The 14,335-nt window shown below is 64.4% G+C and carries 13 protein-coding genes and 1 pseudogene; 4 read left to right on the top strand and 10 right to left on the bottom strand.

The window, feature by feature from the left end; genetic code table 11:
* Positions 1 to 120 precede the first annotated feature (120 nt).
* Positions 121 to 850, top strand: a pseudogene (locus EN824_RS01565) (SDR family oxidoreductase).
* Positions 851 to 867: 17 nt separating this feature from the next.
* On the opposite strand, the gene EN824_RS01560 reads toward EN824_RS01565, so the two are convergent.
* Together EN824_RS01560 and EN824_RS01555 are read right to left on the bottom strand one after the other, a co-directional pair.
* Positions 868 to 1,836 (bottom strand): LysR family transcriptional regulator, encoded by a 969-nt coding sequence (locus tag EN824_RS01560; protein ID WP_135931765.1) that lies wholly within the window; start codon positions 1,834 to 1,836, stop codon positions 868 to 870.
* 22 nt (positions 1,837 to 1,858) lie between these two features.
* Entirely contained in the window at positions 1,859 to 2,764 is a 906-nt protein-coding gene (locus tag EN824_RS01555) for a S1C family serine protease (RefSeq protein WP_135931764.1), read from the bottom strand.
* Positions 2,765 to 3,107: 343 nt separating this feature from the next.
* Between EN824_RS01555 and yghU the strand changes: the two genes are divergently transcribed.
* The gene (gene yghU, locus EN824_RS01550) at positions 3,108 to 3,974 is read left to right on the top strand and encodes a glutathione-dependent disulfide-bond oxidoreductase (protein WP_127870246.1); all 867 of its coding nucleotides are present in this window, start codon (positions 3,108 to 3,110) and stop codon (positions 3,972 to 3,974) included.
* 85 nt (positions 3,975 to 4,059) lie between these two features.
* Here the strand turns inward: yghU and EN824_RS01545 are convergent, their stop codons facing one another.
* Both EN824_RS01545 and EN824_RS01540 read right to left on the bottom strand, forming a co-directional pair.
* Positions 4,060 to 4,359 (bottom strand): DUF1236 domain-containing protein, encoded by a 300-nt coding sequence (locus EN824_RS01545; RefSeq protein WP_127870245.1) that lies wholly within the window; start codon positions 4,357 to 4,359, stop codon positions 4,060 to 4,062.
* A 530-nt stretch (positions 4,360 to 4,889) separates the two neighbouring features.
* The gene (locus EN824_RS01540; RefSeq protein WP_127279487.1) at positions 4,890 to 5,135 is read right to left on the bottom strand and encodes an exopolysaccharide production repressor protein; all 246 of its coding nucleotides are present in this window, start codon (positions 5,133 to 5,135) and stop codon (positions 4,890 to 4,892) included.
* A gap of 217 nt (positions 5,136 to 5,352) precedes the next feature.
* Here EN824_RS01540 and EN824_RS01535 point away from each other — a divergent pair, with 217 nt between their 5' ends.
* A complete protein-coding gene (locus EN824_RS01535) occupies positions 5,353 to 6,093 on the top strand; it encodes a sulfotransferase family protein (protein WP_127279486.1) in 741 nt (246 codons plus the stop codon).
* A 704-nt stretch (positions 6,094 to 6,797) separates the two neighbouring features.
* On the opposite strand, the gene EN824_RS01530 is transcribed toward EN824_RS01535, so the two are convergent.
* Positions 6,798 to 8,315 carry a WD40 repeat domain-containing protein gene (locus EN824_RS01530; RefSeq protein ID WP_135930862.1) on the bottom strand — a complete coding sequence of 506 codons (1,518 nt, stop codon included), beginning with the start codon at positions 8,313 to 8,315 and terminating at the stop codon, positions 6,798 to 6,800.
* A gap of 318 nt (positions 8,316 to 8,633) precedes the next feature.
* Between EN824_RS01530 and EN824_RS35065 the strand changes: the two genes are divergently transcribed.
* A complete protein-coding gene (locus EN824_RS35065) occupies positions 8,634 to 8,735 on the top strand; it encodes a putative RiPP precursor (protein ID WP_189521988.1) in 102 nt (33 codons plus the stop codon).
* Here the strand turns inward: EN824_RS35065 and EN824_RS01525 are convergent, their stop codons facing one another.
* The 5 genes from EN824_RS01525 to EN824_RS01505 all read right to left on the bottom strand — a co-directional run bounded on the left by EN824_RS01525 (position 8,736) and on the right by EN824_RS01505 (position 13,982).
* Positions 8,736 to 9,929 carry a hypothetical protein gene (locus EN824_RS01525; protein WP_135931763.1) on the bottom strand — a complete coding sequence of 398 codons (1,194 nt, stop codon included), beginning with the start codon at positions 9,927 to 9,929 and terminating at the stop codon, positions 8,736 to 8,738.
* Between the two features lie 148 nt (positions 9,930 to 10,077).
* The gene (locus tag EN824_RS01520; RefSeq protein WP_135931762.1) at positions 10,078 to 10,848 is read right to left on the bottom strand and encodes an exodeoxyribonuclease III; all 771 of its coding nucleotides are present in this window, start codon (positions 10,846 to 10,848) and stop codon (positions 10,078 to 10,080) included.
* 173 nt (positions 10,849 to 11,021) lie between these two features.
* Positions 11,022 to 11,675, bottom strand: a complete 654-nt coding sequence (locus EN824_RS01515) for an alpha/beta family hydrolase (RefSeq protein WP_135865954.1) — start codon at positions 11,673 to 11,675, stop codon at positions 11,022 to 11,024.
* Positions 11,676 to 11,958: 283 nt separating this feature from the next.
* Positions 11,959 to 13,077: a tetratricopeptide repeat protein gene (locus EN824_RS01510; RefSeq protein WP_135931761.1), complete on the bottom strand. Its 1,119-nt coding sequence runs from the start codon at positions 13,075 to 13,077 to the stop codon at positions 11,959 to 11,961.
* Positions 13,074 to 13,982: a Ku protein gene (locus EN824_RS01505; protein ID WP_135916490.1), complete on the bottom strand. Its 909-nt coding sequence runs from the start codon at positions 13,980 to 13,982 to the stop codon at positions 13,074 to 13,076. Before EN824_RS01505 ends, EN824_RS01510 begins: the two co-directional genes overlap by 4 nt.
* Positions 13,983 to 14,335 lie beyond the last annotated feature (353 nt).

The following is a 14,335-nucleotide window of genomic DNA, read 5'->3' as shown; positions in this document are numbered from 1 at the left end:
CTCGTGCGCGGCGCGCATCATCGGCGCCTCCGATGGCACCATCGGTTTCTTCCGTTTCCGCTTTCCGCATCGACCTGCCAATCCCCTGCCCTTGTCCCAATCCAGCAAAGGCAGAGCGAAATGCAGCTTTCGAACCAGAAAATCCTGATCGCCGGCGGCGGCTCCGGCATGGGCCTGGCCCTCGCCAGCCGTTGCATCGAGGCTGGCGCTGAAGTCATCATCGCCGGGCGCCGCGAGGACAGGTTGCGGCAGGCCCGCGAGGCGCTGGGCAATCCCGCAGGCCTCCACATTGCCGCTGTCGACATCACGCGAGAAGACCAGGTCGCGGCGTTGTTTGCCGGGATCGGCGGCCTCGACCATATCGTCAGCACCGCCGCCGACATCGAAGGCGCCTATAGGCTACTGCCGGGGCTTGACCTGAACGCTGCGCAACGCGTGGTCGACAGCAAGCTCTTCGGCCCGCTGCTGCTCGCCAAGCATGGTGCGCCGGGGCTTGCGGTGAGCGGCTCGATGAGCTTCGTTTCCGGCATCGCCGCCTACCGGCCGGCCCCGCGCGGCTCGGTCGTCGCCGCCGTCAATGCCGCGCTCGAAGGGCTGGTGCGGGCGCTGGCGATCGAACTCGCGCCGATCCGCGTCAACGCCGTCTCGCCCGGCTGGGTCGACACCGAGATCCTGGGGGCAAGTTGCGGGCGACAGGAAGGCAGAGACGCTTGCGGCGATGGCCGAGCGGCTGCCGGTCGGCAGGATCGGCCATCCCGACGATATCGCCGACGCGATTTTCTTCCTGATGGGCAATGGTTTTACGACGGGAACGACACTGCATGTCGAGGGCGGACATCGCCTTGCCTAGACGGAAGCGCCGCCTCTTCAGGAATTGTTTGGAAACAAGACCTTGGGGCGGTTCTCCGATTCAAGACCTGAATCAGCCCGGGAGCGTTCGGGCACCAGCGTTTCGCGCGCGGCGGCGAGCAATTGCCGGAGTGCCGGCGTCTGGACGCGCCGGCGCCGCCAGATCATCGTCAGCGGCGCTGTCCGCATCTCACCGGGCCATGTCAGTTCGGTGAGATCACCACGCGCCAGCGCGTCGCTGACCGCGAGACGTGGAACGAGGCCCAGCCCCGAGCCGGCAGCCACCAGCCGCGCAATGGCGCCGATGCTGCCGACTTCGGCGGCGAGTTCCGGCGCGCCGATGCCTGCTTCGGCAAAGGCGGTGTCGAACATGTGCCGATAGATGCATCCAGGCTCCGTTGCCACGAAACGCTTGGCTGCAAGAGCAGCCAGGTCGCGCGGAACCGCGCTCTGCCCCGGCGCGGCGACAAGCGCCAGCGGTTCGGCCGCTATCGTGCGCCTGGCGAAGCGTTGATCGGCGCCGCCGTTCGAAAGGTCGCGGCGATCGAAACAGAAGGCGACATCGATGTCGCCCTCCTCCAGCTGGCGCAGCAGCGTGCCGCTGTCGGCCACCTTCATCCGCACGGTGATATCGGGATGACTGGCCTGGAATCCCGGCAGCCAGGGCGCCAGCCGGGCCGAGGCGATCGTCTCGAGCGCGCCGATGGTCAGTGCGCCGCTGGTCTGCCCCGCCGCCGCAAGCACTGCCGCCCGCGCCTCGCCGTCGAGCCGCAGCAGTTCTTCGGCGATGGGCTTCAGCGCCAGCCCCGCCGGCGTCAGTTCCAGGCCTGATTTCGAGCGCGTGAACAAGGCAGTGCCAAGTTCGGCCTCCAGCGACTGGATCTGGTCGCTGACACTCGATTGGGCGAGATGAACCGCCTCGGCGGCGCGTGTGATGTTGCGGCTGCGCGCCACCGCGAGGAAGGTCCTGAGCAGTCTTGGATGCATCGTCTGGTCGAAATCGTCCGATCTACTGCAGCTGCGGCTTCTTCAGGAAACTGCCGCGATCGGCGGACTTGACGCGCAGCCAGGTTTCGCGGCCGTCACGCACCACCCGCATCGGGATTTCGGCGCCCGCCGAGCCGCTGTCCCACAGCTTGCGATAGAAATCGGCGAGCCCGTCGACGGCGCCGTCGCGGACCTCGGAGATGACGTCGCCTTCGCGCAGGCCGGCCTTGGCGGCCGGGCCACCGTCGGTCACGCTCATCACCACCACCTTGCCGTCGCTTTCGGCCGACAGCGCGCCGAGCCACGGGCGCGGCGGCTTGGACACCTGGCCCCGCGTCAGCAGATCGTCGAGGATCGGCGGCAAGAGGTCGATCGGCACCACCATGTTGATATCGGCAACCTCGCCGGCGCGGCTCATCTGCAAGCGCAGCGAGCCTATACCGAGCAGCGCGCCATCGGCGCCGAACAAGGGCGCGCCGCCCCAGGACGGATGCGCCGGCGCGATGAAGATCGCCTCGTCGAGCAGATACTCCCAATAGCCGGCGAATTCCTGCTTGGTAACGATCTTGGCCTCGACCGCCCGGCCGATGCCGTCGGCAAGCACCACAGCGTCGCCGATCCTGGCCTTGCCGGCATCGCCCAGCGCCACGGCCGGCAGACCGGTCGGCGCCAGCGCCTGGACGAGGCCGAAGCCCGATTCCTGGTCGTAGGCCAGCGCGTGCGCGGGGATGACGCGGCCGTCATGCGCGGTCAGCCAGACCTCGTCGGCCTCGGTGATGAGATAGCCGATGGTCAGCACCAGACCGTCATCCCTGATGACGACGCCGCTGCCTTCCCTGAGCGTTCCGAGGGCGCCGGCGGTGAAGGCATCGTCGGGAACGGTCGCCCGCACGGCAACGACGGAGCGCGGATTGGGATTGATGGTCATAGATTTTGTCCTGCGATGCGAATGCCTGACGGCTTCTTCTATAGGTATGCCGCTGAGAGGAAGGCGCAAGGGGTGGCGCTTTCCTTCTCCCCTTGTGGGAGAAGGTGGATCGGCGCGCAGCGCCGAGACGGATGAGGGGTGTTCCAGCGGAGTGAGACGTTGGCTTTCCCTGGAGCACCCCTCATCCGACCTCGCTTCGCGAGGCCACCTTCTCCCACAAGGGGAGAAGGAAGATTCGACGTCCGTGCTGACATTGACAATAGTTCAACACAAGTTGAACTTCCTTCTCCGCAGCCCTAGCTATGGGTGACCTGCCCATCCTTCCCACGATACGAGAGCCGACATGACCGAATACACCCCGCCGAAAGTTTGGACCTGGAACAAAGCCAATGGTGGCACCTTTGCCAGCATCAACCGCCCGATCGCCGGTCCGACGCATGACAAGGATTTGCCTGTCGGCAAGCATCCGCTGCAGCTTTATTCGCTGGCGACGCCGAACGGCGTCAAGGTGACGGTGATGCTGGAAGAGCTCCTTGCGCTTGGCCACAAGGGCGCCGAATACGACGCATGGCTGATCCGCATCAACGATGGCGACCAGTTCGGCAGCGGCTTTGTCGAGGTCAATCCCAATTCCAAGATTCCCGCGCTGATGGACCACAGCGGCAAGACGCCGGTGCGCGTTTTCGAATCCGGCTCGATCCTGGTCTATCTCGCCGAAAAGTTCGGTGCGTTCCTGCCGGCCGAACAGCCGGCCCGCGCCGAAGTCCTGTCCTGGTTGTTCTGGCAGATGGGCTCGGCCCCCTATCTCGGTGGCGGGTTCGGCCATTTCTATGCCTATGCGCCGGAAAAGTTCGAATATGCCATCGACCGTTTCTCGATGGAGGTGAAGCGTCAGATGGACGTTCTCGATCGCCGGCTGGCCGAGACCGAATATCTCGGCGGCAAGGATTACACCATCGCCGACATGGCGGTCTGGCCCTGGTATGGTGGGCTGGCGCTCGGCAGGATGTATAATGATTCCGGGGAGTTCTTGTCGGTGCAGGACTACAAGAACGTGCAGCGCTGGGCGAAAGCGATCGATGAACGCCCCGCGGTAAAGCGCGGCCGCATGGTCAACCGCGCCTTCGGCGAACCGGCCATGCAGTTGCACGAGCGCCATGATGCCAGCGACTTCGACACCAGGACGCAGGACAAGCTGGCCGCCGAGTAGATTTCAGGGTAGCTGTGCCCGACGTAAAAAAGCCCATCACCGACTTAAATCGGTGATGGGCTTTTTGCCTGATGCGTGAGACGGATCAGTGAAGGACTTCAACGATCTGACGGGTGTCGGGGTCCACCAGCACGGTCTGATCGTTGATCACCGCGACGCGGTACTTGACGTTGGGAACTTCACGCAGTTCGACCTTGTCCGGCACGGACGATCCGAGCTTGAGTTCGACGCCCAGAAGGTTCACCGACGCCAGCGGCTCCTTCTTGACGTATTCGCGAACGACGGTCTCCTGTTCCGGCTGGACCACGATGGTGTCCGCCAAAGCCGCGCCGACGCCGCCCAGCAGGACGATGGCAGCCGCGGCACTCGTGAGATAATGTTTCATGATAACCTCCATGATTGGTAATTGCTCCGCCTCAAGCAAAAACTCTCACGAAACTCGGAGGTTCCATCCCTATATGTGAAATGAATGTGGCATTCGACCAACAACATGCCACAATTTGTTGGATATTTAAGCGAAGCTATCAACGCTGATATGCTTCGCAGTCCGAAAAAACTTCTTCGATTTTCTGGAATGGCAAGACGTAAACGCTTTGCAAAGGCAAAGCAATGACACCACTCCACCTTAGTAACAGCTAACGCATGGCGAGGGGTGTCGTTCCCATGCTTACCTCGCCTTCCAAAAAAGGCCCACCCTGCCGGGAGCAGAGCGGGCCTTCAACGGACCGGTGCAGGTGGCGCCTCGCCGGCCACGGCAGGAAAACGCACGCATCGCAGCTTCGTTCCACCTTGGCCGCCGCGATTTGGCAGGGGTGGACAACGCTCGACAAACCGGTCAGCAAAGCCTCCAGATACCCTCCTGGCCAAGGAATGCGCTGCGGGGAGCGTCGTCCTGGGCGGAGCCAGGCCTCTTCGTTAGAACCGAACGCCGTCCCGATGTAGCGGCGGCACCTGGCTGACTCCATCCTGGCTTGTCACGGCGTCCTGTGCGCGCCTGTAGACAAGCCCCAGGACGAGCACGAAGTAGCCGACCTGCAGGACAACCAGAACCATCACTGTCCAGGCAAGCGCCTCCCAGAAGGAGCCGGTAGCCATATAGGTCCAGACCGCGACAAGCGTCGTGGTCGCCGACATGCCGACGAGAAATGGCCCAAAATACATCGCCCTTCAAGATCGCCGAACCGTCCCAGACCCGGCGACTCCCTGCCCAAACTCCGCACCCGCGCACAGGCTTTCATTATTTTAGCAACTACGCAAGTACGGGGTGTCCGGCTGGTCATCCACCTAGAAATTTGTTGCGCGCCGGTGCTGGCAGGAGCAGTTTGATGCTCACGGACCGGGGTAATCGGGAAAAAGAAGTCCGGTGGGGGATGGGGGAATGACACTCAAATTGATCGGGGCCGGTTTCGGCCGCACCGGCACATGGTCGACCTTTGCCGCGCTGAACAAGCTTGGCCTGCCCTGCTACCACATGCAGGAAGTGATCATGAACAAGGCCAACACCGGCCATCTCGATTTCTGGCGCAAGGTGGCCAACAGCCCGCCCGGTTCGCAGCAGGATTGGGACAAGGTGTTCGCCAACTACACCGCCACGGTCGACAATCCCGGCTGCTGCGTGTGGCGCGAACTGATGGTGGCCTACCCCGACGCCAAGGTGCTGCTGACATTGCACCCACGCGGCGCCGAGGCATGGTACGAAAGCACGATCGACACGATCTACTTCACCGAGAACCTGTGGCAGTTCAAGATCCTGGAATGGCTCACCCCGTTCGGCCGCAAGTTCGGCGACATGTCGCGCAAGCTGATCTGGGGCCGCACGCTGGCCGGCGTCATGGGCGACCGCGACAAGGCGGTGGCCCGCTACAACGCCTATGTCGACGAGGTTAAGGCGGCCGTGCCGCCGGAAAAGCTGCTGGTGTTCAAGGTCAGCGAAGGCTGGGGCCCGCTCTGCCATTTCCTCGACGTGGCGCAGCCGAACGAGCCCTTCCCCAACCTGAACGACCGCGAAACGATCAAGAAGATAATTCGCGACATCATCAAGGGCTCCTACATCATGCTGGGACTGACGGTAGCCGCCATCACGGCGGTGATCGCGGCATTGTGGTGGTGGCTGGGGTAACGGCAAGCCCAGGCGCGCCTGCCTGCATCGAGCAGGTCGAGTTTTTCGCTGCCGAAACAAACGACCTCAACGACCGCCGGCTTTCGGTCCGGCACTGATTGCCAACGGCTCTCGCGGCAATTTTGCGCTTGCCTTTCCTGGCGGCGGTCGCCGGTCGATGGCTGTCGGAACAGGCTTTTTGCCCCTTCTCGAGCTGACGTCGAGACAGGATCATTATATATCAATTGGATAAAACAGCGGAACGTCCAATGGACATTGCCGGAACCGAACAAGGCCCCCCGGACCTTTGCGCGTACCACCCAAGACCTTGGTCCTACAAGGAAAACCGCACGGTTCGATTCACGGCGCGGTAACACGCCGTGGCCGTCACTTCAGAGGCGTCAGCACCTTGCTCCGGCGATAAACCGTCCGCCCTCGGCTTGCCGGGCCAATGCTGCAAAGGCGAAGAGGTTGTTCTCTCGTCGACGCCCGTCGGGTGGTTGCCGACCATGCCCGGTCAGGATGCCGGACCTTGCAACCTTTGCCTATTCCGCTTTCGCGGAAGTTTCAGCCGTCATGCAATGTGCGATGATGTTATTGCGGCGGTACGAGCCGCCCTGGCTGGCGCGGGCGCCGAGCACACCCCAACAATGCGCCCCCCCGTCCGTGTCGGCCAGGCGCTCGGCGCGTTCAGCATTCCGATTGCGTGGGCGCAACATCTCCACTCACTCCGGCGCACCCGCAAACAGCACGACGCCGTCGCCCCCGGTGGCCGGCCAATCCCTGATTGTGCGGTCGTAGCCGCCGGTCAGCACCGTGCCGTCGGCGGCGAAGGCCACCGCGTAGATCGGCCCGGTCTGGCTGTCGAACATGGCGATCTGGTTGCCGCTCTCGATGTCCCACAGCCTTGCGGTGCCGTCGAGCGAGGCCGACAGCAGGCGCTTGCCGTCCGCTGACAACGCCAGTGCGTAGACCGTACCCTCGTGGCCCTCGAAGCGCTTCACCTCGCGGCCGCTGTCGAGATCCCAGACCTTGATCGTCAGGTCGCCGCTGCCGGTGATCAGGTGATGCCCGTCGGCTGTGAACACGGCGCCATAAGTGCCTTGCTCATGGCCGTGCCAGCTGCGCAGCTGCTTGCCGCTTTCGATGTCCCAGAGTTTCAGCGTCCCGTCGATGCTGCCCGACAGGGCCTGCCTGCCATCGGGCGAGACTACGACCGCGCTGATCGACCACTCATGGCCGGTCAGCACATGCTGCGCGGAGCCGTTGACGAGGTCCCAGATGATGACGTTGCCGGTGTCGTGCCCGCTGACGGCGTGCTTGCCGTCCGGGCTGATCGCCAGCTTGTTGACGCCGCCGTTCTGGCCGGATTGGAAGACGTGCAGGACCGCGCCGTCGGCGAGTTTTCGCTGCACGATCTCGCCGTCGTCCCCGGCCGTCAGGGCGCTGATGCCGTCGGGCATGTAGAGCGCGGTGCGCGCCATGTCCTTGTGCACGCCGAGATTGCGGATCAGGTGCTTGCCGCCGATATCCCAGAGCTTGATCGTGCGGTCGGTGCTGGCGCTCATGATCGAACGCCCGTCCGGCGCTACGGCCAGCCAGACGACGGCATCACGATGGCCTTCGGGCAGTGTGGGCAGCGGCGGTGGCGCCGGCGGCGGCGGCGCCACCGTGGCCGGCGGAATGAGCGCGACCTCAGGCGGCGCCGGCACGACCGGCGCCGGCGAAACAGGCGGCACGACCACGGGCGGAGCTGGTTGCACCGATACGGTTGGTGGGTTTGCCGCGGCCGGGGGGGCTGGCGGCGGGGCCGGCGCTGGCGGCTCGGGCTTTGGCGCGGGAACCACGGGCGGCGCGCTGGCGACGTCCTGGCCACCCTCATGCGGCCGCCACGAGTTGAACTGGTCACCGAGCATCGCCAGCACGACAACCACCGGCAGCACCAGGAAGGCCCGGCGCAGGCCCGGACGGCCTGCCGGTTCCACCTCGGCATCCCTGCCGAACAGCGGCACTCCGGCCGCATGCACGGGCCGGCCCGGCAACTGGCCCGCCAGAAACAGCAGCGCACCGATGAAACAGGCAAGTGCGGCCACCGAATAGGCCGCCAGACGCGGCGCGGCCGCGTCCAACCCGGCAAAGCCGTGCCCGGCAAGGGTATCGATCAGCGGATAGACCCCGGCCAGACAGGCAACCGCGACCACGGCCAGGACGAGCCCCAGCACCCTGTCAGCCAACCTGTTCATCGCGCTTCCCCTCGCCGGCCCTTGGACCAGACTATCAGCGTCACGGGCACATCGCAAAATGCCGCCCGTGCTCGCGGAAGACGGACGCAGACACTGCGGCATGAAGAATATCCGCGGCGGCCCTGCTCGAGAAATCAGCTTGAGGTCGATCGCGCCGCCGCAGCCACGGTCTCCGGTTCGATCAAACGACGCCGATAAAGGCTAGTGTCCAATTTACCACGGTCGCCGCCGATATGGACTAAGCTATCCCGGGCGAAATATTGACAGCAGGCGGAGTTATGACACACTCCGCCCGGGATATAGTGGAGAGCTTGCATCATGAAGAAGATTTATGAACGGCCCATTCTGATCCGGAAGGGCAATCTGAAATCGATCACAGCCTCGGTCAACGGCCCGATCGTGATCTCGATCACCAAGTAATCAGCCGGCCAGCACGAGGTCGTCAACGACCATTTGCCAGGAGTGTTTTGCCGAAAGGCGGACACGGGTGACTTCCCCGAGCATCGGCGCGTAGTGGAGCGGTGTCAGCGCCGACAGCACCACTTCATCGCTGGCGACCAACTGCTCACCCCGCCAGCTTTCGATCAGCGCCGTTTCCCCTTCCGCCTTCAGCCACGCAACGCTGAGCAACACCGAGTGGAAGGCGAATGGCGTCTCACGGCTGAACTCGGCCGGATAGCCGCTGCTGGTATAGGCCACGTGGTCGCCAGAGACATTTCCGTTGACATAGCCCTCGCTGTCCTTGGTGTGATCCTTCGCCATGGCGTTCAGGTTGCGCCACTCCAGCCCCGCATGGCCGCACGGGATCTTGCGGAAGCCGCGCTGGGTGACGTCATCGAAGCCGATCGTGCGCAACACTGCCCCGTCGGCCAGGGGTCGGGGCGAAAGCAGGCCGAGATCGGCCGGATAAGGCGACAGCGCCAGCCGGCGATCGAGCCCGCCACCGGTGATCACAATGGTGTCGGCTTCTTCGGCAAGCTCGAAGCGGAAGGCCGAGGCCGGGGCCAGCGTCCGGCACTCCAGCAGCCGCCCGTTCGCCATCACCGACAGCGTCGCGCTGCCGCCCGCCGCCATCCTGCCGGCCAGGCTGCGCACCGGCGCCAGCCCGACCGGCCGTGGCAGGTCCCGCGACACCAGCCCGGTGGGCGAGCCGGGCGCCAAATGGAACTCCATCGACTGCGTCTCGTTGGCGCTGGGCGAGCGCCAGCCCGGCGGCAGCGAAACCGAGAACCGGTAGGCGCCGGGCAAACGGAGTGCAGCCTTCACCGCCGACGTCGACATGGTGAAATTGGCATAACCGGCATTGTTGGTCCTCGATGACGCGACGAAGCCGCCTTGTCCGTCGAACAGCCGCACCATGATGCCGGCCATCGGCCGGTCGGCCACGCCGTAGCGGCCGTCGCGGTCGACATCGAAATAGACGAAGGACGAGTAGTTGACCGTCCCGGTGCTGCGGCTCCAGTCGGTGCGAATGGCGTAGTCGTTGGCAGGATCGGCCCGGCGCAGCGCGCGGCGGCGGACACGCGCTTTGCGCAACAGCCAGATGACGGCGACGGCGGCGGCAATGATCGCGAGCGCAGCGACAAGGATTCCGATGAGGCCGAGGTCACTCATGGCGGACGGGCTTCGATGATGGCCGCTCGCCGTTTTCACGAATGCAATGCATCAGCCGGCCCCCTCGCTGCGCTGCCAGCTTAGCGCGAGAAATGACCTGCGGAAAAGGGCTGCATGCGCCGCTGATGATGAGCGGGCGCGAGATCCCTCACCCCAATTCCACCCAGACCGGCGCATGGTCGCTGGCGCCGTCCTGCCCGCGCACGTCGCGGTCTATGCCCGCCCCCTTCAGCCGGCGCACGAGCGTCTTCGACAACAGGATATGATCGAGCCGCAGGCCGGCGTCGCGCGGCCAGCGGTTCCGGCGATAATCCCAGAAGGTGTAGAGCGTCTCCTTCGGGTATTTCTTGCGCAACGCATCGGTCCAGCCTTGGTCGAGCAGCGCGGCGAAGGCGGCGCGGCTTTCCGGTTGCACCAGCGCATTGTCGTCATAGGAGCGAGTGGCGTAGATGTCGCGCGGCTCGGGCACGATGTTGTAGTCGCCGGCCAGCACCACAGGCAGGCCGGTGTCGAGGAGCTGTGCCGCGTGCGCCTCCAGCCGCGCGTGCCAGGCGAGCTTGTACTGAAATTTCGGCCCCGGTTGCGGATTGCCGTTCGGCGCATAGAGGCAACCGATGACGATGCCGTCGACCGCCGCCTCGATGTAGCGGCTCTGGCGGTCGGCATCGTCGCCGGGCAAGGCATCGCGGGTCAGCACCGGTTCGGCACCGCGCGCCAGGATCGCAACGCCGTTCCAGGTCGGCTCACCCTTCCACACCGCGCCATAGCCGGCATTGGCGAGGCTTGTCAGCGGAAACTGCGTGTCGCGCGCCTTCAATTCCTGAAGGCACACGACATCGGGTTTTGCGCTGGCGAGCCACGCCAGGAGGTTGCCCAGCCGGCTGTTGATGTTGTTGATGTTGAAGGTGGCGATCTTCATCGATGGACGCCGCTGGCGCCCCGCACTTCGTCATCCTCGGGCTTGACCCGAGGATCCATGCCGTGACGTCTGGCGTAGAATGCGACGGGCCGGAGTTCTGCTCCGTGGCGGCTCTCGAAAGTCACGGCATGGATCCTAGGGTCTGCACGCGTCGCTTCGCTCCTTGCTTCGCCCTAGGATGACGAAACCGAGGGCTGCGCCACCCACGCCTTCACCCTCTCCGCCAGCGTGGTCAGATGATCCGCCGTCGAGAACCCCGAAATGCTCTTGCGCGGCTTGAGATCATGGTCGCCATCCTCCAGCCACACCACCTTGATGCTGTCGGAGAGCCCGTAACCGGCCACCTCGTCCTTCGTGCCGAATTCGTCGCGCGTGCCCTGAAATATCAGCGTCGGCGTCTTCAGCCCGGTGAGATGTTTGGTGCGCAGCTGCTCAGGCTTGCCGGGCGGGTGGAAGGGATAGCCAAGGCAGACCAGGCCCAAAATCTCACCCTTGGCGAACATCTCGTCGGCGACCATCGAGGCGACGCGCCCACCCATCGACTTGCCGCCGATGATGAGTTTCCCGGTCACGCCCTTGGCCCTGAGATCGGCGATCGCCTTGATGTATTCAGGGTTCACCGTCTCGGCGCGCGGCGGCGGCTTGCGCTGGCCGTAGCGGCGCGCCGCCATGTAGTGGAACTCGAAGCGCGCCACCTGGAAGCCGGCCGTGGCAAAAGCCTTGGCGGTAGCGGTCATCGAGGGAGAATCCATCGACGCGCCGGCGCCATGCGCGAGCAGGACGGTGACGGGAGCGTTGTCGTGGCCATCGAAGAGGAAGGTTGTCATTATGGTCCTCGCTCGGCGCTAACGCCGCCAATCTCCCCCCTTGTGGGGGTTGAGGAATGGCCCGCAAAGCGGATGAAAGCCAATTGCTTGGCTTTCAAATGACGAACGCCCGGCAGGGCAGAGGGGAGCGCCAAGGAATGCCAGCCTACCGTCAAATCTCTCTGGAATGCGACGGTTTGAAATGAGTCGATCCGCCGGCGGGACAGCGCCCCCCTCTGTCCTGCCGGACATCTCCCCCACAAGGGGGGAGATCGGCTGTCATCGCGGCTTTCGCCAACCATCGTCACCCCGCCGACTGCGCCAATTGCATATCCACGAATTGCACGCCCCTGGCCGCCACCCCAGCCCATTCGGACTCGCTGTCCAGCTCCAGATACCGCACCCAGAGCCGCCGCGCCTCAAGCAGATTGCCGGCATCAAACTCCAGCCGCGCCAAATTGAACACCGGGTCGGCATAAGTCCTGTCGAGCGCGATCGCCTTCTGCAAATGGCGTCGCGCCGAGGCGTCGCGGCCCTGTTCGCTCATCAGGCCGGCGAGGTTGAACCAGGCTTCGACGAAGGCCGGGTCGAGTTTTATCGCCCTGGCATAATCGTGCGCGGCTTCAGCCGCGCGCCCGGACCCGCGCAAACAATTGGCGCGGTTGAAGGCGGCGATGGCGTCGGTTGGATCGATGGCAAGGCAGCGCTGGTAAAGTGCGGCGGCGCCATCGTGGTCGCCGCCCTCCTCCGCCGCTTCCGCCTCAGTGAACAGGTCTTCCAGCGTGTCGTCGCCTTGTGTGGCGGCACCCAGATCGAACAGCAACTGCCCGTCGAGCTCGCTCTGGCCGCCTTCGAGATAGATCGCGTCCGCGCGCCCATGCTGCGAGCCGACATTGAGCGACTTGGCGGTGAGCGAGGCGACCGGGCCGGAGCGGTGCACCGAGCGCGTGATCGCGCCCCAGGTCGCGCCGCCGGCGACCAGCCCGGCATATTTGCGCGCCAGGATCAGGTCGCGGAAGGAATAGGGTTCGCTGTCATGCTCGAAGGCATCGAACAGCGACAGCATGTCGAGGTCGGCGCCGGACAGCCGGGATTGCTCGATCAGCGATTGTCGCGACAGTGACGACGCCTCCGGCGCTTTCATCAGGCCAAGCAGGCGCAAAAAGCCGTTCTCGCTGAGCAGCGTGCGTCCGGCGGCGCGCTCGGCGGCAACGCGGCGCTCAATCTCGGCATCGCCGTTTTTCGCTAGCCCAGCCTTGGCCAACAAGGCCCGTCCGAACACGACATGCGTGGTACGCCGGGTGACGCCGCGCCTGAGTTGGCCGTGCTGGCGCTCCACCTCGCGCGCGGCGAGCCGGAGCGGAAACGCCGCCAGCGCGCCGATCGTACCGAAGACAGCGCCCGCAACGGCCGGTGCCGTCATTTCTTGCTCTTGCCGACCGCCTTGAGCAGGTTGGCCTTGAGCGGATTTTCAGGAGCAGCGCCGCCCGCGGCCGCCTTCTTGGCGGCGGGCTTGGCCACCTCGTCGGCCTTGCTCTTCGACTTGGCCGGCGGCTTCGACTGCGACAGGCTGGCCTTCAGCGCATCCATCAGGTTGATGACATTGCCGCGCTCCGGTGCCGCCGCGATGATCGGCTTGTGGCCCTTCAGCTTCTCGCGGATCATCGCCATCAGCGCGACCTCGTAGCGGTCCTCGTAGTTCTTCGGATCGAAGGTGGTTTCCTTCTGCTTGATCAGCGCTTCGGCAAGCTGCAGCATTTCCGGATCAGGCTTGCCGGCCGGAATGTTGCCGAAATATTCAGCCGTGCCACGCACTTCATTCGGGTTCCTCAACGTACACACGAACATGCCGTTCTCGCGCGCGCCGATCGTCACCACGCGCTCGCGGCTGGACAGCACCAGCCTGGCGATGGCGAGCTTGCCGGATTTGCGCATGGCCTCGCGCAGCACCGCGAAGGTCTCTTCCGCCATGGCCCCGTCCGGCGCCATGTAATAGGGCGCGTCCTGGTAGATGACGTCGACCTCGTCCTCGTCGACGAAGGCCTCGATGTTCATCGTATGGTTGGATTCGATGCGCACCGCGTCGAGGTCGGTGTCATCGATGATGATGTACTGCTTGTCCTCGTACTCGTAGCCCTTGACCAGATCCGCGCGCTCGACGAGCCCCAGTTCGGGATCGACCGGCTTCATGTTGATGCGGTTGTGGGTCTTCTTGTGCAGCTGGTTGAACGAGATGCGTTCGCTGGCGCTGGTGGCGGGATATAGCCGCACCGGACAGCTGACGAGACTGAGCTTGAGGTAACCTTTCCAACTTGCCCTGGGCGCCATGATGAACTCCTACGCGGCCATGCGCTGACATTTTAGCTTGAGCATGATCTTATCCGAAAACCGGTTCCCACTTTTCGGGATCATGCTCTCTGCAGCGCTTTTCGTCCGAAGGACGATCGACGCCGAGGAAATCCTACACCGACCCCGCACAATACCGGCAAATCCCTGACGAAACCTTCCGGCGGGTTTTGGGTCAAGGGAAGAGAATAATTCAAATTGTCGGAACCGTCGATGGAGATGGAACTGAGAGGACTTGGTGCTTCGTCATCCTAGGGCGGAGCAGTCGCGAAGCGACGTCGCGAAGACCCTAGGATCCATGCCGCGACGCTTGAGCTTCGCAACGGCGCAGAATA

The organism is Mesorhizobium sp. M8A.F.Ca.ET.181.01.1.1, assembly GCF_004792025.1.
Taxonomy (GTDB): Bacteria; Pseudomonadota; Alphaproteobacteria; order Rhizobiales; family Rhizobiaceae; genus Mesorhizobium.
The sequence above is the reverse complement of the archived record's forward strand: the minus strand, read 5'-3'. Positions and strand labels throughout refer to the sequence as shown.